At 44.5% G+C, this 16,950-nt stretch carries 18 protein-coding genes; 12 read left to right on the forward strand and 6 right to left on the reverse strand.

The annotated features are described in order from the left end of the window. Positions 1-19: 19 nt before the first annotated feature. From V1500_RS08860 to V1500_RS08905, 10 genes are all read left to right on the forward strand, one after another. Complete coding sequence (locus V1500_RS08860) at positions 20-853, forward strand: 3-hydroxyacyl-CoA dehydrogenase family protein (RefSeq protein ID WP_409305949.1); 834 nt, start codon at positions 20-22, stop codon at positions 851-853. Beyond that, positions 853-1,641, forward strand: a complete 789-nt coding sequence (locus V1500_RS08865) for an enoyl-CoA hydratase/isomerase family protein (protein ID WP_409305199.1) — start codon at positions 853-855, stop codon at positions 1,639-1,641. The genes V1500_RS08860 and V1500_RS08865 overlap by 1 nt, the downstream gene beginning before the upstream one ends. Before the next feature lie 13 nt (positions 1,642-1,654). Then, a complete protein-coding gene (locus V1500_RS08870) occupies positions 1,655-2,056 on the forward strand; it encodes an acyl-CoA thioesterase (protein ID WP_409305950.1) in 402 nt (133 codons plus the stop codon). Positions 2,057-2,101: 45 nt separating this feature from the next. Continuing rightward, entirely contained in the window at positions 2,102-3,178 is a 1,077-nt protein-coding gene (locus V1500_RS08875) for a phosphotransferase family protein (RefSeq protein WP_409305200.1), read from the forward strand. Beyond that, on the forward strand, positions 3,178-3,933 hold the full coding sequence (locus tag V1500_RS08880) for a 2-phosphosulfolactate phosphatase (RefSeq protein ID WP_409305201.1): 756 nt from the start codon (positions 3,178-3,180) through the stop codon (positions 3,931-3,933). Before V1500_RS08875 ends, V1500_RS08880 begins: the two co-directional genes overlap by 1 nt. Before the next feature lie 82 nt (positions 3,934-4,015). Continuing rightward, positions 4,016-5,731 (forward strand): acyl-CoA dehydrogenase family protein, encoded by a 1,716-nt coding sequence (locus V1500_RS08885; protein WP_409305951.1) that lies wholly within the window; start codon positions 4,016-4,018, stop codon positions 5,729-5,731. A 17-nt stretch (positions 5,732-5,748) separates the two neighbouring features. Continuing rightward, positions 5,749-6,525, forward strand: a complete 777-nt coding sequence (locus V1500_RS08890) for an SDR family NAD(P)-dependent oxidoreductase (protein ID WP_409305202.1) — start codon at positions 5,749-5,751, stop codon at positions 6,523-6,525. 14 nt (positions 6,526-6,539) lie between these two features. Continuing rightward, positions 6,540-7,325, forward strand: coding sequence for an enoyl-CoA hydratase/isomerase family protein (locus tag V1500_RS08895; protein ID WP_409305203.1), 786 nt, complete (start codon positions 6,540-6,542; stop codon positions 7,323-7,325). A gap of 15 nt (positions 7,326-7,340) precedes the next feature. Continuing rightward, positions 7,341-8,318: a zinc-binding alcohol dehydrogenase family protein gene (locus V1500_RS08900; protein WP_409305204.1), complete on the forward strand. Its 978-nt coding sequence runs from the start codon at positions 7,341-7,343 to the stop codon at positions 8,316-8,318. Positions 8,319-8,400: 82 nt separating this feature from the next. Further along, the gene (locus tag V1500_RS08905; RefSeq protein WP_409305205.1) at positions 8,401-8,574 is read left to right on the forward strand and encodes a hypothetical protein; all 174 of its coding nucleotides are present in this window, start codon (positions 8,401-8,403) and stop codon (positions 8,572-8,574) included. 204 nt (positions 8,575-8,778) lie between these two features. On the opposite strand, the gene V1500_RS08910 is transcribed toward V1500_RS08905, so the two are convergent. The 3 genes from V1500_RS08910 to V1500_RS08920 all read right to left on the reverse strand — a co-directional run bounded on the left by V1500_RS08910 (position 8,779) and on the right by V1500_RS08920 (position 13,554). Next, positions 8,779-9,231 (reverse strand): YfmQ family protein, encoded by a 453-nt coding sequence (locus V1500_RS08910; protein ID WP_409305206.1) that lies wholly within the window; start codon positions 9,229-9,231, stop codon positions 8,779-8,781. Between the two features lie 1,304 nt (positions 9,232-10,535). Next, on the reverse strand, positions 10,536-12,302 hold the full coding sequence (locus V1500_RS08915; RefSeq protein WP_409305207.1) for a B12-binding domain-containing radical SAM protein: 1,767 nt from the start codon (positions 12,300-12,302) through the stop codon (positions 10,536-10,538). Between the two features lie 196 nt (positions 12,303-12,498). Then, positions 12,499-13,554, reverse strand: a complete 1,056-nt coding sequence (locus V1500_RS08920; RefSeq protein ID WP_409305208.1) for an acyltransferase family protein — start codon at positions 13,552-13,554, stop codon at positions 12,499-12,501. Positions 13,555-14,033: 479 nt separating this feature from the next. Here V1500_RS08920 and V1500_RS08925 point away from each other — a divergent pair, with 479 nt between their 5' ends. Continuing rightward, a complete protein-coding gene (locus V1500_RS08925; protein WP_409305209.1) occupies positions 14,034-14,540 on the forward strand; it encodes a methylated-DNA--[protein]-cysteine S-methyltransferase in 507 nt (168 codons plus the stop codon). Between the two features lie 115 nt (positions 14,541-14,655). On the opposite strand, the gene V1500_RS08930 is transcribed toward V1500_RS08925, so the two are convergent. The 3 genes from V1500_RS08930 to V1500_RS08940 all read right to left on the reverse strand — a co-directional run bounded on the left by V1500_RS08930 (position 14,656) and on the right by V1500_RS08940 (position 16,540). Beyond that, positions 14,656-15,285: a class D sortase gene (locus V1500_RS08930; RefSeq protein ID WP_409305210.1), complete on the reverse strand. Its 630-nt coding sequence runs from the start codon at positions 15,283-15,285 to the stop codon at positions 14,656-14,658. A gap of 57 nt (positions 15,286-15,342) precedes the next feature. Then, on the reverse strand, positions 15,343-15,786 hold the full coding sequence (locus tag V1500_RS08935) for an LPXTG cell wall anchor domain-containing protein (protein WP_409305211.1): 444 nt from the start codon (positions 15,784-15,786) through the stop codon (positions 15,343-15,345). Between the two features lie 313 nt (positions 15,787-16,099). Beyond that, the gene (locus V1500_RS08940; protein WP_409305212.1) at positions 16,100-16,540 is read right to left on the reverse strand and encodes a YkvA family protein; all 441 of its coding nucleotides are present in this window, start codon (positions 16,538-16,540) and stop codon (positions 16,100-16,102) included. A gap of 223 nt (positions 16,541-16,763) precedes the next feature. Here V1500_RS08940 and V1500_RS08945 point away from each other — a divergent pair, with 223 nt between their 5' ends. Beyond that, positions 16,764-16,940, forward strand: a complete 177-nt coding sequence (locus tag V1500_RS08945) for a Spo0E family sporulation regulatory protein-aspartic acid phosphatase (RefSeq protein WP_409305213.1) — start codon at positions 16,764-16,766, stop codon at positions 16,938-16,940. Positions 16,941-16,950 lie beyond the last annotated feature (10 nt).

The following is a 16,950-nucleotide window of genomic DNA, read 5'->3' on the forward strand; positions in this document are numbered from 1 at the left end:
AGTGATAGGCGCCGGGCAGATGGGGCATCAGATTGCGATGCTTTCTGCACTTGGAGGGTTTGAAACTGTCCTTCAGGATGTACAGGAACCTGCTTTGAAAAAGGCGGAAGAAAAGCTTCATGGGATACTGGATAAGTGGGTAGGGAAGGGCAGGCTGTCAGACGACCAAAAAGCGGCAGCGTTCAGCCGCCTTCAATTTACAACTGATATTGGGGCTGCTGCTAATGCGGATCTGATCATTGAGGCAGTAGTGGAGAAGCTGGACGTAAAGAAAGAGGTATTTTCAAAATTGGAAGCGATTGCGCCTGAGCATGCGATCTTTGCCACAAACAGTTCAACAATCGTCAACAGCCTTCTTGCCGATGTGACGAACCGTCCGGACAAGTTTGTTAATATGCACTTCTTCTTTCCGCCCCTCGTCATGGACTGCGTCGAAGTAGTCATGAGTGATACAACTTCCGAAGAAACCGCCCAGATTGCGATGGATGTGTGCAAGCAAATGAATCGGACAGCTGTTTTGCTGAAAAAAGAAATTTCCGGATTTGTGGCGAACAGGATTCTTGGGGCGCTTCAAAGGGAAGCCGTTTATTTATATGAAAATGGGATTGCCGACTTTAAAGATATCGATATCATCTGCAGAAAGGCATTGAATCATCCTATAGGGCCTTTCGAACTGATGGATTTGTCAGGAATCGATGTGGGTTACTTTGTGATGCAGCAGCGCTATAAAGAGACCGGGAATCCGGAGGATAAGCCATTTGCATGCATTGAGGAAAAAGTGAAACAGGGCCATCTTGGCCGTAAGACTGGCAAGGGATGGTATGACTATAGCGGTGAAGGAGTGAAACGCTGATGGTACAGCAAACGCAATTCGTAAAGGTCGAAAAGGAAAATCAATATGCGATTCTGACAATCGATAACCCCCCATTGAATGTACTGAGCCAGCAGATCTTCTCGGAATTATATGAAGTATTCTCAGAATTGGAACAGGATGATGAGGTTGTCGCCGTCCTATTGACAGGGGCCGGTGAAAAGGCTTTTGCAGCAGGCGCAGACATTAAGGAATTCCCGCAAATGATGGGGAGTTCAAATTTGAAGGAAACGATTATGAATGGACACAGGACCCTGAATTTTATCGATGATTTCAGGAAGCCTACCATCGCCGTACTGAACGGGATGACCTTCGGGGGAGGTTGCGAACTGGCTCTTTCATGCGATATCCGTATTGCCGAAGAGCATAGTCAGCTAGGGCTTCCCGAGGTAGCCCTAGGGCTCTTCCCGGGAGGAGGGGGCACTCAGCGGCTTCCGCGTCTGGTAGGTCCTGCAAAAGCCAAAGAGCTTATGTTTACCGGAAAGCCGATTACTGCACAGGAGGCAGAGAAAATCGGACTGGTTAACACGGTAGTCGAAAAAGGCAATGGCCTCAGTGAAGCAAAGAAGCTGGCAGGCACTATAACCGGCTACTCATTGCAGGCGCTGTCCCGGATTAAGAAAGCAGTGAACGAGGGTCTCCAATCATCCCTGGATGAAGGAATTGACCTGGAGGCAACTCTATTTGCAGAGGTATTCCGGACGGAAGATATAAAAGAGGGCGTACAGGCTTTTATTGAAAAGCGCAAGCCCAGCTTCAAGCATAAGTAGGAGGGGTTTTATGATGCAGGAAACACAGCTGACTGTGCGGTTTTGCGAAACGGATGCTTTGGGACATATCAATAACACCAGCTATTTCATCTATCTGGAGGAAGCAAGGATAAAGTTTTTTGAACTGCTCGGCTATAGCATGGATACAAATGAATGGAACTTTATATTGGCATCGACCAAATGTGATTTCGTCAGCCAGGGATACTTTAATCAAATACTGTCCGTTAAGACGTTTGTGACCCATGTCGGAACGAAGAGCTTTGAAATTACCCATGAGATATCCTGCACGCAGACAGGCCAATTGATAGCCAAAGGGAATGCTGTCATTGTGTACTTCGATTTTAATGAGCAACGCAGCAAGCCGATCCCGGCACTGCTAAGGGAAGGCCTTGAAGAGCATAAGCTCGCAGTCTGATTTCTGAATATTCGTAATCCTGGATTTGAGGAGGTTTTTCAACATATGGCTAATACTAATTCGTCTGATACCATATCCGTCCGCAGCGGAGAAGAATTGAACATTCCTGTATTAGAGAAGTTCCTGAAGGAAAATGTGGAGGGCTATCCAGACAGGATGCTCGAGATCAAGCAATTCTCAGCGGGCCACTCCAACTTAACCTATGAATTAAAAGCCGGCGATTGGGAAGCGGTTCTGAGAAGGCCTCCGCATGGACCGGTGGCGCCAAAAGCACATGACATGAAAAGGGAGCATTTCATTGTCCAAACTCTTCATCCTTATTTTCCGGAAGCGCCAAAGCCGATTTTATATTCAGACGATGAATCCATCGTCGGCAGCCAGTTCTTCATAATGGAGCGGAAGAAGGGAGTCGTCCTGGACACAGCCTTTCCGGACAGTTGGAATGTGGACGGGCAGCTGTGCCGCAGACTGTCCGAAATCATGGTGGAAAAACTGGTTGAACTGCATTCCATTCCTTATAGGGAAACAGGCTTACAGGAGATCAGCCGCCCTGAAGGGTTCATGGAACGGCAAATCCATGGCTGGATATCCAGGTATGAACGTGCGAAGACGGATGATATCAAAGAGGCGCCACAATTACTGAATTGGCTGGCCACTCATCTTCCAAAAGAATCCGGCCATGCAATCATTCATTATGATTACAAACTGAACAACGCCATGTTCAACCAGGAAGGTACCGATATGGTCGGCCTTTTCGATTGGGAGATGGCAACAGTTGGCGACCCGCTTGCTGACTTGGGGATTGCAATGGGCTACTGGACGGAACAAAATGATCCTGACCTCCTTAAGTTTGGCATGGGCAAAGCTTCGGTTACCGTCAATGAAGGGTTCATGTCAAGGCGGGAATTCATTGAGTCATATGCCCGAAAAAGCGGCAGAGATGTATCCAATATTGATTTTTATTTAACCTTTGCATACTTCAAGCTGGCTGTCATTTGCCAGCAGATTTATTACCGTTACAAAAAAGGGCAGACGAATGACCAGCGCTTTGCGTCATTCAACCACTTCGTGAAAAGCCTGATCACCCACGCTTCAAACATAGCTGGCAAGGAAGTGCTTTAATGAAGAAAATTCATCTGCTTGTTAAAAAGGAAGACATCGATGAAGAAAAAATGGCGGAAGGGGACAAAATCGCCGTGGTGTTCGACGTCCTCCTCGCAACGACGACGATTGTGTCGGCCTTAGAGGATGGTGCTCTTGAAGTGATTCCGGTATTAAGCTCAAAGGAAGCATTGGACGTTCAACAAAATCAGCCGGACAAACAAATAATAGTAGCCGGGGAGCTGAATGCGGAGCCGGTCGATGGCCTGGTCTATCCGAGTCCACTGCAGTTGAGAAGGCTGGTTAAGGGTAAAACGCTCGTTTTGACCACGACAAATGGAACGGTTGCTTTACGAAAGTCGCATAAAGCGAATAAGGTGTATGTGAGTTCCCTGCTAAATAATTTGGCTGTTGCTAATAAACTGGCCGGGGAATGGCAGGATGAAACGGTTGTGGTGGTTTGTTCCGGGAATTCGGGAGAAATTAGTCTTGAGGATATATACGGTGCAGGCCATTTTATCAGCTGCCTATTGGCAGAAAACATTGCGGCAGAGGTCGAATTGACGGATGCGGCCATGGCGGCATTGGCTATGTTTGAGGGCAGAGAGGACCAGGCATTTGAAGTATTGGAATCCTCCTATGTTGGAAGGCTGTTTGCCAGGCATGACGCAGAGGAGGAACTGGAATTCGCGTCCCGAAAAAACATCGTTTCCATAGTACCCATGCTGACAGGGGAAAAGACCATTCTTACACCAGTGGCCAATAAAAATTTTTGATAGCAACAAGGAGGGCAAAATTGTGGAAGAACAATTGCTTAAGGATCATAAAGGAACCAGTTTCCTATATTCCGATATTAATATGGATTCATTTTTTACTCCTGAAGATTTTACAGAAGAACATAAAATGATTGCTTCGACTGCCAAGCAATTTATCGAGAAAGACGTGATGCCGAGGAAAGATGAGATTGAAGAGCAGAATTTTGACACGGTGGTATCGCTCCTGCATAAGGCAGGCTCTCTTGGCCTTCTGGCTCACAGCGTTCCTGAGCAATACGGGGGTCTGGGATTGGACAAGATTTCAAAGGGCATTGTCGGTGAGATGGTAGGCCCTGCCAGCGGATATGGCGTTGCACACTCAAACCATACATGCATAGCTACCCTGCCGATCACTTACTTTGGCACAGCAGAGCAAAAGGAAAAATATCTGCCGAAGCTTGCCTCCGGGGAATACATCGGTGCTTACTGCCTTACCGAGCCAAACGCAGGGTCGGACGCTCTTGCAGCCCAGACTGTTGCACGGCTGAATGAAGCCGGTACCCACTATATCCTGAACGGAACAAAAATCTATATAACGAATGCCGAGTTCTCGGATACTTTTATCATTTATGCCAAGGTCGATGGCACAAAATTCACAGCGTTTATTGCTGAAAGGAGTTTTCCCGGACTGTCACTTGGACCTGAAGAACAAAAAATGGGCATTAAGGGATCTTCTACGAGATCAGTGATTTTGGAAGATTGCGAGATTCCGGCCGAAAACCTTTTGGGTGAGGTCGGGAAAGGCCATGTAATTGCCCTGAATGTGCTGAATCTCGGCCGCTATAATCTGGGATCGGCCTGCATGGGTGCATCTAAGACTGGTTTGAAGAAAACGATCGAATTCATCCAGCAGCGGAAGCAGTTTAAAACAGCAATAGCCGATTTCCCGGCATCCATGGAAAAGGTAGCGAAAATGGCCGCCCGCATTTATGCGGCAGAATCAGTACAATACCGTACCGCTGGCTTGCTCGAACAATCACTTGGAGGTTTGTATGAATCCGAGGATCATAAGCTGATAGCAAGACGGCTCAGTGAATATGCAACAGAATGTGCGATCTGTAAGGTGTATGGATCGGAAACACTTGATTATACGGCAGACGAAAGCCTGCAGCTACACGGTGGGGCAGGGTTTATTAAGGAATACGGCATCGAGCAAATATACCGCGATTCAAGGATCAACCGTATTTTTGAAGGTACAAATGAGATTAATAGACTTCTAATACCGACCCATTTATTCAGAAAGGCAATGAAGGGGGAACTCGATTTACAAGGAAAGATTGAAGCAGCTTTCACCTCGCTGACAAACCAAAATAAGGAATATGATGGAGTTTTCGCAAAGGAAAGGGAAGCGGTGGATGCCATCCGCAGCCTGTTCCTTGTCACCGCAGGGCTTGCCTATCAATCTTATGGCGAACGTCTTCCGTCCGAGCAGGAAGTCCTGATGGGCCTTGCCGACATCGCCATTCAGCTGTTTGCTGCAGAATCTGCCGTGTATCGAACCTACAAATCGATTCTTGCAAACGGTGAAGAAAAATCGCGGACAAAGATTGACCTGGCAAGAGCCACCCTGGAGGAAGCTCTATGGATGGCTGAAAAAGTATCACGAAGGTTTGCGTCTGAGCTAGCGTCAGGCGAACAGAGGAAGCAATTGCTGTCATTGGCATTTCGGGTCGGCAGCCGCTTTATGCCAGGGGAAAGTGTAGAAAGAAACAGGCGCATTGCCAGGATGCAATATGAGGCTTGCCAATATGAATGCTAAAGGCGGTGGAGGATGATATGAGGTTTCAGGATCGGGTTGCAGTCATTACGGGCGCAGGGACCGGCATTGGCAAGGCGGCCGCACTAAGGCTTGCCAGCGAAGGTGCTGCAGTGATTCTGGTTGGCAGGACGCAATCCAAACTGGAAGAAACGGCGGAGGAAATAACAAGGAGAGGAGATGGCCATCCAGCAGACATTTTTTCGGCAGATGTGACTTCAGAGGAAGCGGTCGCAAGGCTGTCGAAGTTCATTCGCGAGAAATATGGCAATTTGCATGTTCTTGTCAATAATGCTGGCGGCTCTCACCAGTCCAAGCTATTTGATTTAACAGAACAGGCATGGGACCAGGTACAAAACGTCAATCTAAAAAGTATTTTTCTAGCTTCAAAGCATTTGGGAAGAATGATGGCCGATGCGGCTGGAAATGAATCAGACCCTGTCGATCGTTCCATAGTCAATATTGCCTCGCTTTCGGGACACCAGGCCGGTGCGCAAATCCCGCACTATAGTGCAGCCAAGGCAGCCGTCATTAGCCTGTCCAAGTCCCTCGCCCTCGAGCTTGCACCCTACAGGATCAGGGTTAATTCGATATCTCCCGGCTTTGTTGAAACACCGCTGACAGCGGATGGTTTGAAAAATGACCGCTTTGTAAATGCCATCAGGAAAAACACGGCTTTAAGAAGGGTAGGAAGGCCTGAAGAGATTGCTAATGTAATTGCTTTTGCCGCTTCACCGGAAGCTTCATATATGACTGGGAGCGACCTATTGGTTGATGGCGGCTGGCTTATCATGTAAAGGGAGTGAAAGTTATGGGTGAACAAACACAGGATCTATTGGTCCATGTAGAAGGCTCGATAATGAGTATCACGCTAAACCGTCCGGAAAGTTTGAATGCATTTAGTCCTGATATGATTCTTGGGCTGACGGAGGCCGTTAACAGCGTGAAAGAAAATAATACGATCAGGGCAATCGTTTTGTCTGGCGCTGGCAGAAGTTTCACGGCGGGAGGCGATGTAAAAACGATGGGTAACACGAATGCAGCACAGGTGTATGATCATATAGGAAAACTTAATGAGTGCATTCTTGCCATGCAGAGTGCTGAGGTGCCGATCATTGCTGCGGTGCATGGATTTGCTGCCGGGGCAGGCTTCAATCTGGCTCTTGCCTGTGATCTAATCATTGCAGCGGAGGACAGCAAGTTTGCTTTAAGCTTTAGCCAGGTAGGACTGATTTCTGATGGCGGTGGTTCTTATTTCGTACCTCGGCTGCTTGGCCCGCATCTTGCCAAACAGTTCTTTTTCAGCGGTGAACCCATACCGGCGGAGCGTTTATACCAATTGGGAGTCATTAACCAGCTGGTGCCGATCGAGGCCTTGAAGGAAGAAGCCCTAATGCTTGCAAAGAAATTGGCACAGGGGCCAACAAAGGCATACGGCATGATGAAAAAGATAATCAATCATTCCTTTACAGCCAGTCTAGAAGAAATTCTGGAGCAGGAGAGAATATCCCAGACGATGATGGTGACTACAGAAGACCATCTGGAGGGTGTACAAGCATTCAAAGAAAAAAGAAGGCCTGAATTCCAGGGCAAATGAAAGAGGTTGAAGAAAATGAAAGCAATTCAGTTTACAGAATACGGCGGCCCTGAAGTATTAAACCAGGTGAATGTGGATGTTCCGGTCCCAACCGGTCATGATGTGCTGGTCGAAATCCATGCAGTAGGTGTCAATTACGCAGACACGGCACGCCGCGAGGGAGAATATGTAGTGCCTACACCGCTGCCATTCATTCCGGGTGCAGAAATTGCAGGGATTGTCACTCAGGTAGGCGAGAAAGTAACAAGGGTAAAGCCAGGAACCAGGATCGTCAGCCTCATTGAATCAGGCGGCTATTCCGAATATGCGTTAGCAAACGAGTTCTCCGTGATTCCATTGCCGGATCAGGTTGATTTTCATAAGGCAGTATCAATCCCGCTTCAAGGATTAAGTGCTTATCATGTCCTTAAGACGATGGGCAGGCTTCAGCCGGAGGAAACTGTTCTCGTCCATGCTGCAGCAGGAGGAGTAGGTCTGATTGCCGTACAGCTTGCAAAAATCTTTGGGGCAGGAAAGGTCATTGCAACGGCAAGCAGTCAAGATAAATTGGACCTTGCCGCATCAATGGGTGCGGATGTATTGATTAATTACACTGAAGAGGGCTGGGAGGATAAGGTTCGGGAAGCAACCAGCGGCAAGGGAGTCGATGTCGCTCTAGAGATGGCCGGAGGACAAATTTTTAACAAAACCCTGCGCTGTCTGGCAACGTTCGGACGTCTGGTTGTGTTTGGAAACGCAAGCGCCCAGCCGAGCACGCTTGACCCGACACATTTGATGAGACGCAATCAGTCAGTAATCGGATTCTTTTTGCCGCAGATCATGAAAAAGCCAGAGCTCCTCGTCCCATCGATCCAGGAACTCTTTACGTATGTTGCAGAAGGCAGGCTGCAGCTGGTCATTGGAGGAGTTTATCCTCTTGAGGAAGCTGCCAACGTGCATACACTATTGCAGTCCAGGCAGACAAAGGGCAAATTGGTCCTGCAGGTAAAATAAATATTTTATCATTGCAAGCCTGTATAAATTTGAGCCAAACCTCCCAAAATACGTAACATACCAATATGGAGGTGCGGTATTAATGGACAAAGAATCAGGGCAGCATTTCACTCAGGAAGACGGACTGCCTTCCGAACAAATGGAAAGGCCTGCTGAAAACCGCACAGAATTTGGCGCAGAGCTTACTGGTGGAATGAATGCTGCTAAAATCTATGATGTGCTGGCATCAAACTCCAGAAATACGAAAAAGCGATAGAAAAAAAGGGTCCATTTGCGGTAAGCAAACAGGGCCCTTTTTTATTTTTTCTATGCTGGTTAAAACAGAACTGTTAAATATAAGCTGAGGATCCTATTGAATGCAGTAGGGCCCATAAAGAGGAGACTAGATTTCCTTAAAAAGTTCTCTATTGGAGTATTATCATAGAAAAGGCAATTACAAAAAAACAGAGGATTTCGTTTCCTAGATCGCACTGCTTTTCGTATCAGCTGCTACCGTAAATTTTTGCAGATAATCGGATCTGAGACTATAAGAAACTACTTTCTCCTTGTACTGCTTGACTACGTCAACATGGTCATCGTAACTAAAAACAAAGAAATGTACGACATTCTTTCCTCTTTTTACGCTGATGATAAATGGAGCAACCTTAGTATCAGGATGTAGAAATAATTTTTCATTGCCTGGATAAATCCAATATTCTTCTATAAATGCAGCTTCATTAAAAGAATCAATAAACCTAATTTTCTCTTCCTCTTCTAAATGCTTACCGTTACATGTTACAGTAACATCTTTTGAACTAAGTTTTGGATGAAGTGCAAACTTACTTAAGTACCATGCTACCACTGCACTTGGAGGACTCATGAAAAATTTAAAAGCTACAGCAATTGCTATAGAAATAACAACGGTCCAAGTCAAATCAGTTCAACTCCTATCATTATACAAAACCATACTCGGTCGCATATCTCTTCTTGGCCTGAAGATACTGCTCTATTATAGTATTAGATTAATGGCAGAACAACCTTAGGTTGAGTCTGGAATGTTGTAGCTTTACTGTTTAGGTGGATTTCTTCGTCAATTTGTATTTGCTGCTTATATCGAACATAATGAGCAAAATTCTTTAAAATGTTAGTTGGTGTTTGGAATTTATCCTCTAGGAAGGGGTACTTGCACTCCAGCATAGCCCTGAAATTTTAGGATAAAGCCTTGTTTGCCCGTTTTCTTTTGCACCATACCTACATAGGCAACAGGGCCACAGGGTATGGCTCTTTTAGTCATTTGTATTCTTCGCAACTTCCTAGGTAATATAAATTCATGCTGTAAGGGGCTTATGCCAAAAATTTATGCATCCGCATTTAATATTGGTGGTATTAACAATGTCACCTTATATGAAAAAGCAACAAGTCGTGAGAAGCATCATTGGCCGCCCAATGCCAAAGTAAATAGAAAGCAAAAATGATATAAAGCGTACTGAATTTTTGCTTTTGCTATATAAAAACCAGTAACTTTCCCTATAAAAAACGTATAATCACAGTTTTTTTCCATAACACATGATGATTGCCAGGCTAACCTGCCCTTATGCTCAATATGGTGGGTCTTATGCTCGAAATACAAGTATTTAAGCTCGAAATCTGGAATATATGATCGATATCCGGCACTTTATGAGCGAAATCCGGAATTTATGCTCGAACTGCCTTCAGAAAAAGCGTTAAAGAATTTACGACCGTACCGGCTTCAGAGAAACACGTAACACTAGTACAATCGAGCCCCATTCAGCAAATGACATACATATATTTTGTGATCGAGCAGTCATCAGCGAATAACGTACATATATTTTGTGTTCGAGCAGGCTTTTGCGAATGACGTACACATATTTTGTAATCGAGCAGTCATCAGCGAATGACGTACAAATATGGTAATCGAGCAGTCATCAGCGAATGACGTACACATATTTTGTAATCGAGCAGTCATCAGCGAATGACGTACACATATGGTAATCGAGCAGTCTTCAATGAAAGATGAACCGCTATTACGGACGAGCAGCCTTCCGATGAAGACCTTATACCGACAATATTCAGCGAACGGAAGACGTAAAACGAAATATATACGCGAACAGCCTTAAGAGCGGGACCTATATACCAAATCAGATATATTCCGGTATTTCCGTTAGTTACCAGCACAAAAAAACGGCCACTTTCAAAAAGTGGCCGTGTAGTCTTATTTTATTGCAGCGAAATTTCCGCCTCTGATTTCGGATACCAATAGATTTTTGCACCTTTTCCTGCAGGGTCGAAATAGGCTACCAGGACAGATGAGCCAGGGGAGATTTCCCCTGTTTCAAGGTATTCCTTAATGTTTAGGGGAACCTCCTCGAGCATTGTATGCTTATAGAGCTCTTTTTCGCCAAGACCCAATGCCATAAATTCCGCACCCAAAATGGATGGGTTGTCAAGCAGGTCTCCATAGATAGCAGATCGGTCGTCTTTTTCATACGTAGAATCCCACCATGGTTTGCGAGGCTTATATTTTTGGCCGGCGAAGTAATCGTATTTCATAAGACTGACGGCAGCGTCTAAAAATTCAGGCTTTGCTGCTGCAAGGAATTGATTAAGCCTCCGGTAAAGGTCCTCAAGCTGGTGGCCGATTCTTGACCATCCTTGTTCGTCCCAGTACGTCCCAAACTCCTGGAAGAAATCGAAAGGCGTTTCGAATGCTTGCGTAACAAGGAACTCAACGGTAGTATCCATTCTATGATCGTTCCAATATTTTTCCAGCACGTCCTCCACTTGTTTGATCCGTACGATATCGTCAAAGGAAAGAACATTATTGCCGAGGATTTCATAAGGAGAATAATCACTGTAAATATAGTCGTGTTCCTTTGCCCTTATTCTAAGCCCTGTACCGCGGAGCATCTTTAAAAATCCAAGCTGAAGCTCCTCCGGCCTCATGGCAAATACATCATTGAACGTCTTGCGGAAAGACATATAATCTTCTTCCGGGAGTCCTGCAATCAAGTCAAGGTGCTGGTCGATTTTTCCGCCTTCTTTTACCATGGTTACTGTTCTTGTAAGCTTTTCAAAATTCTGTCGCCTCATCACCAAATCATTAGTATGGTCGTTGGTGGACTGGACACCGATCTCGAAACGGAATAAACCGGCAGGGGCATGATCATTCAGGAACTGTATGACTTCTGGCCTCATGATGTCTGCTGTGATCTCGAATTGGAACACAGTGCCCGGTCTATGCTCGTCAATCAGGAATTGGAACATCTCCATAGCATAACTTCTGCTGATATTGAATGTCCGGTCTACGAATTTAATCGTCTTGGCTCCATTTTCCATCAGGTATCGTATATCTGATTTAATCTTTTCCCTGTCAAAATAGCGGACTCCCACTTCGATGGAGGAGAGGCAGAACTGGCAGGAGAAGGGGCAGCCGCGGCTCGTTTCGATATAAATGACCCGCTTCGACAGGTCCTTGATATCTTCTTCAAAGCGGTAAGGCGAAGGAAGCTCCTTTAAATCCAGCTTTGCGCCATTAGGCTGTATTTTCTTCTTTCCATCTGCCCTGTAGGCAATGCCGGGGACGTTTGTGAATTCTTGCTTTCCTTCAATCTCAGCCAACAGCCGTTTGAAAGTATCTTCTCCTTCACCGATTGCGATAAAATCAGCCTGGGGAATCCTGTCCAGCCAGTATCCTACATCATAAGTGACCTCTGGCCCACCAAGGACAATGATAAGCTCCGGCTTTATTTTTTTCAGCATCTGGATCACTTTAATCGTTTCTTCTATATTCCAGATGTAACAGCTAAATCCGAGCACATCCGGGTTTTTGGTATACAGGTCGCCTACTATATTCATCGTAGGGTCCTTGATTGTATATTCTGCGAGCTTCACATCAAATTCCGGGGCGGCACTGGCTTTCAGATACCGGATTGAAAGGCTCGTATGGATAAATTTTGCGTTTAACGTACTTACTATAATATTCATATAAAAGAGCGAATGAACGCGTCTCTCCTTTCAAATGTTTCCTGCTGTTTAAAAATGACATAATTCTGTGCTTTAAAAAATATCAACACTATATTCTACCACAGTATTGACTATCGAACAGAAGAAAAAACGTAAGAGAATATGAGAGACACTGTCCATGCAAAAAATGCGCCATGGCGGCGCATTTTTAGCTTTGTTACCTGTATGTGGAGGACTGCTTTCCCGATTGCTGGCCCCGGTTGAGAAACACGCCAATGGTTTGCAGCAATTTTCTTGTTCTGGATATTTTTAATTCAATGATCGGCTGTGCTAGCGAAGCGATCACCTTGCTTGAAAGGATCATTGTGATAACAAGAGATATTCCCGCCAGCATGATGAATTGCTCGGCGTGGGTAAAATAATTATGGATGTCACTTTCCCTGAATATCCTGACAAAAAATCCGTGGAGCAGATACACATAAAGCGTCTGTTTGCCCCATTTTGTAAAGAAATACTGTCCACGTGGAATCAAGGCAAGGAAGCTGAACACCATGATCAAGCTTAATCCATAAAAACCGAGCCTTTTGAACATCGAAATGATGCTGGCAGATTCAAGCTCTGAATATGGTTTAGAACCAAGGAGCCATTTATAATTAATATCCGGGTAAATATAGAAGCCTGCGAACACGATTGCTCCGATGATAAAAGCCGCTGCTTTTATCCGGAAGGTAAACAGCTTTTCAAGCTGGTCACGATCCAGGTAGTAGCCGATCAGGAACATCGGGAAGAAAACAAAGGTCCTTGAAAGGCTTAAATAATTGGAAATGGAATCAACATATCCAACCAACAGTGCAATGATCAGGGAAATGGCGATACCGGTCATTGGTTTAAGTTTGGCAAAACCGAGAAGCATAATATTCCAGCAGAATAAGCTGATTAAGAACCAGAGCGACCAATGGGGGTCAAGCAAGTCCATCTTAAAATTGGGTTTGCTGTACAAATAATAGTAAAACACGGTGTAGATGACCTGAAAAATCACATAGGGCAGAATCAGCTTTTTTGCAATCTTTGCCAGGTATCCCTTTTGGTAAAAGCCTTTGGCGAAAAAGCCCGAAACCAGGATGAACGCCGGCATGTGAAAAGTGTAGATTGTTTTATATAATGCGTAAATCACTTCGTTGTCATGGATGAATGTTTTTAAAAGATGCCCGAAAACGACAAAGGCAATCAAAATGAACTTGGCATTGTCAAAGAAATTATCTCGCTGCTTCATGATACCCTCCAGTAGAGAAGTTAAAGTAGATGCTCGTCTTTTCCTTTAATACCCGCCATTATATAAAAAAATGCCGATTTCTAAACATGTAATTATATCCAGATAACTTGTGATAGCGTGATTGCAGTCTTTTCTGGTAGTATTCCAATAATTGGAATTTTAGTTCAAAAGGAATGCATGATTGAAGAATCTGTTTACAAAGGTTTAGCCCGACCAGGGAAGTGAATGAAATTGGATGCTTGCACAACTTAGCTGTTACTCGGAATATATGAAAAAGTTTTACATTTGTTCAACAGCCAGGGCTTTTCCCGGGATTACTATAAAAACGAAATGTAGCCAAGTAAACGGAAATAACTGAAACTGGACTGGGCATTGCAGTTGGCTATAGAATAATGGGAGAGCAGAACGGAGAAGGGCCACTTAAGGAAGCATCCGGCAGGTTCCTTCCAAATGTTACTAATAGAGGAGGTGAAGCCAAGATGGAAAACTTGTATTACAGCGTTTATAGTCATCCCGTGATTGGCCGCCTTTATGTAATAGCGAGTGATGAAGAGCTGATTACCTTGGCGATTGGCGAGGATGATTTCGAGAGGGAGTCAAAGAAATATCCAGCGGTACGAAAACATGACCATCCTTTGTTTCAGCAATTATTCCCGCTGCTTGACTCATATTTCTCAGGCAGGGAAGTCGATTTCCAGATTCCGCTGAGAACGGCAGGGACACCTTTTCAAAGGGCTGTGTGGGAACAAATGAAGCTGATTCCTTACGGGGAAACGAGATCATACAGTGAGATAGCAGAAGAAATCAATCGTCCGAAGGCAGTAAGGGCAGTCGGGCAGGCAAGCAGGGCCAATCCTTTCCCATTTATCGTACCATGCCACAGGATCGTCGGAAAGAGCGGGGCCCTGACAGGTTATGCAGGAAGCAGGGTAAATATCAAAGAATGGCTTTTGCAGCTGGAAAAGAAAACCACTCCGTCAGTATAGTTAGGTTTTTACGAAAGGGGCATGTACTGAGCAGCATGTCCTTTTCTTTATTAGGACATTAAATACATATATGAGCTCCTTATTTAAAAGTTTCGTATGTCTTGTGGCAATTTGCCTATACTGATTGATCTATCAGCGTTGCTTGGATAATGTAGCGTTCTGGAGCCCGTCCCACATAGTTAAAAGGATAGCAAGTGGTTAAGGTCAACAACGGGGAGCTTTTTTTGACTATGACCGTTCTGTCTTCGGCATCGGTAATATAAATCTCGTTGATCCTGTATGAAAAAATATTTCCATCATATTCAACATTCATAATGTCCCCTTTTTGCAGTTCCTGCAGCCTGAAAAAAACAGTGTCTCTATGACCGCTCAATACGGTGTGTCCGCCGCCGGCCGGTGATGTAGTAAGGTCACTGACGTACATCCCGACTCCTTTTTTTAGTACTGTTTCTTCTGCTCCCCAATATACAGAGTATTTTTGCTGCAGTTCAGGGATAAAAAGGGTAGCGATTTTCTTTCCTTTTATATGTTTCTCTTTTGTTGAAGGAGTTTGGGGATTAGATCCCTGCTTCTCCACAGGCTTTGATTGCACCGCCTCTGTTTGCCGCTCGATCTTGCTGTATTTATTTACTTCTTCTCTATTCATAGACTCCGCAGAGGAACTGCCTGTATGCCATTCCAGAAAATAATGCAGGGCGATCCCGCATCCCAACAGGATTAAACATATACCTTTCCACCGTTTCATCTCCTTGTCCTCCTTAAAAAAGGAAAACGACCATTGTCGTTTCCCCTTATATCTTCATCAGTTAATTTGTTTCTTTTGGAAAACGAGAATTGTACCAGCAAAAAGAAGAAGAGCGCCCAATCCGATCATCATGACTGAGTTTGTTGCGGTATCTGGCAATTCTTCACCCGAAGAATCCCCGGAGGCCGTATTATCCTCTCCTGATGTGTCAGCGGCTCCTGTAGAAGACTCAGAATCAGAATCGGTCGTGTTATCTTCGTTTTGCTGACTGGCTACGAACTGATCGTATTCACCCTGAGACACCTCACACGGCAATCCGTCGCTGTCTCTGTCCAGATCATGCGGGTCATCATCTGCGCTGTATCCATTTGCATACCAAAAATCCATGACTGCCTCATTACTTGAAAACTCACCGCAATCCCTGTCGGTTTCAGCACTTGCATTTGCATATCCCACAAACAAAAATGCGAAAGCCAAAACAGATGCAAACAAATTTTTCATAAGTTAATGTCCTCCTTGGAAAATATTTGGTAATCCGGTTACAATTTTAGGCAGTAATCGTCAAATTTTCAAACGATTAGGGAAGTTTTTTGGAAAAATAAGAAAATTTTACTACTGCACGTGATGCCTCCAGATATATAACAGGAAAATAGTCATTTTAGCTCAGTTTAACCATATTTTTATAAATATTATATTTTTATTGTACTTCCCATGAGTAGGAGCGGTTTTTTATCACCTGTAGTCGTGGAAAGCGGAACGAAAAAGGGACAAGCCCCAAGGCATGTCCCTTTTGTTTTGTTAACCAAAATTCGGTTTATGCTTCCATCGACTTGGATAGAGGTGCATCGCTAGGCAATGTGTGCTGCTGCTCATCCTGCCAGTCCAGGAATGCTTCTAGATCCTTGTCCACCTGGGAAATGACTAAGCCTATCAAGGCTGCATCATCAAGAATGCCCAATCCGATCAGAAAATCCGGTACAAAATCTATGGGGGAAACAAAGTAAACAATAGTAACCAGAATCATAAGCAGGCTCCGATATGGAATCTGTTTATACTCACCCTTGGACCACGCTTTTACCAACGCAAAGAGTGTTTGCATCCTCTCCCAGACTCCAGATAGGGTATGTTCGTTTTTGCTTGCTTTTCCTTCAGCCTTGTTTAATAAGCCGCCCGTATCTTTTTTTCCGCTCGCATAACGTTCAGCCTCTGATTTAAAGAGGGAATAAGCTTTAGTCAAGATCGAATTCTTCTCCATAGACACCACTCCTTCGATATCTTTTAGTATACCACTTGTCTGAGTATTAAAAACTTGTTCCTCGAGGGGGAAAATGTCGAATGTTAAAAGATATTCTAACAATTTAGTGGGAAATGGTGGTGATTTTTTAATTTTTTTGTCTAGTTTTGCGATATCGTTTACATATTATGAAAATTTTGTAATAATCCAAAAGTATTGATTTTTAGAAGGAGCATCGCCAGTAATGAACGTGAACCATTATAGTACCTTAATTTCGACGATTTCTATAAAAAGAAAAGAGATGATCACTAACGCGGAGGAATATGGATTGACACATAAACGGACCCTGAATTCCAGTCAGGAACTGGACAAGCTGATTAATGAGTACTTGCATTTGAAAAATAATTGCGGAAGATCCTGAAAATGGTTAT

The organism is Peribacillus sedimenti, from assembly GCF_046237635.1.
Classification (GTDB): domain Bacteria; phylum Bacillota; class Bacilli; order Bacillales; family DSM-1321; genus Peribacillus; species Peribacillus sedimenti.

Coding starts and splice junctions, on each gene's coding strand:
- V1500_RS08945 (WP_409305213.1), top strand. CDS start 16,764: ATGAACGTGAACCATTATAGTACCTTAATTTCGACGATTTCTATAAAA.
- V1500_RS08920 (WP_409305208.1), bottom strand. CDS start 13,554: ATGAAGCAGCGAGATAATTTCTTTGACAATGCCAAGTTCATTTTGATT.
- V1500_RS08895 (WP_409305203.1), top strand. CDS start 6,540: ATGGGTGAACAAACACAGGATCTATTGGTCCATGTAGAAGGCTCGATA.
- V1500_RS08865 (WP_409305199.1), top strand. CDS start 853: ATGGTACAGCAAACGCAATTCGTAAAGGTCGAAAAGGAAAATCAATAT.
- V1500_RS08905 (WP_409305205.1), top strand. CDS start 8,401: ATGGACAAAGAATCAGGGCAGCATTTCACTCAGGAAGACGGACTGCCT.
- V1500_RS08890 (WP_409305202.1), top strand. CDS start 5,749: ATGAGGTTTCAGGATCGGGTTGCAGTCATTACGGGCGCAGGGACCGGC.
- V1500_RS08940 (WP_409305212.1), bottom strand. CDS start 16,540: ATGGAGAAGAATTCGATCTTGACTAAAGCTTATTCCCTCTTTAAATCA.
- V1500_RS08915 (WP_409305207.1), bottom strand. CDS start 12,302: ATGAATATTATAGTAAGTACGTTAAACGCAAAATTTATCCATACGAGC.
- V1500_RS08880 (WP_409305201.1), top strand. CDS start 3,178: ATGAAGAAAATTCATCTGCTTGTTAAAAAGGAAGACATCGATGAAGAA.
- V1500_RS08870 (WP_409305950.1), top strand. CDS start 1,655: ATGCAGGAAACACAGCTGACTGTGCGGTTTTGCGAAACGGATGCTTTG.
- V1500_RS08925 (WP_409305209.1), top strand. CDS start 14,034: ATGGAAAACTTGTATTACAGCGTTTATAGTCATCCCGTGATTGGCCGC.
- V1500_RS08860 (WP_409305949.1), top strand. CDS start 20: ATGGGGCATCAGATTGCGATGCTTTCTGCACTTGGAGGGTTTGAAACT.
- V1500_RS08900 (WP_409305204.1), top strand. CDS start 7,341: ATGAAAGCAATTCAGTTTACAGAATACGGCGGCCCTGAAGTATTAAAC.
- V1500_RS08885 (WP_409305951.1), top strand. CDS start 4,016: ATGGATTCATTTTTTACTCCTGAAGATTTTACAGAAGAACATAAAATG.
- V1500_RS08930 (WP_409305210.1), bottom strand. CDS start 15,285: ATGAAACGGTGGAAAGGTATATGTTTAATCCTGTTGGGATGCGGGATC.
- V1500_RS08935 (WP_409305211.1), bottom strand. CDS start 15,786: ATGAAAAATTTGTTTGCATCTGTTTTGGCTTTCGCATTTTTGTTTGTG.
- V1500_RS08875 (WP_409305200.1), top strand. CDS start 2,102: ATGGCTAATACTAATTCGTCTGATACCATATCCGTCCGCAGCGGAGAA.